Annotated in this window: 1 protein-coding gene; it reads left to right on the top strand. The window is 47.7% G+C overall.

Going from position 1 to position 235, the window contains the following annotated elements; all coding sequences use genetic code 11:
* The coding region (locus tag ICN41_RS11315) for a hypothetical protein (protein WP_216293032.1) at window positions 1–235 on the top strand (235 nt) is incomplete at both ends.

Below are 235 nucleotides of genomic sequence, written 5' to 3'. Positions count from 1 at the left end.
TTCAATCGCGCTCGCCTTGATGATGCCCAAGCTGCTGACTTACTCGCACGCTTAAGCCAATTAATCGAAGCCTTACCAGTAATAGCAAAGACGCCTTTAGCAGCCATTCCACTAACTACCCTTTCTGAACGTACTGCGCTCATTGCCAGTTCTGCTGGTCCAGTAGTTGATCTGGATTTACAAGCACCTGCGCTTTTTAACCTACCCAGCTTATTTGCTGCCCAAGTAGCTAAGA

The organism is Polynucleobacter sp. 15G-AUS-farblos (genome assembly GCF_018882445.1).
Classification (GTDB): Bacteria; Pseudomonadota; Gammaproteobacteria; order Burkholderiales; family Burkholderiaceae; genus Polynucleobacter.
This window is presented reverse-complemented; position numbering and strand designations above follow the sequence as displayed.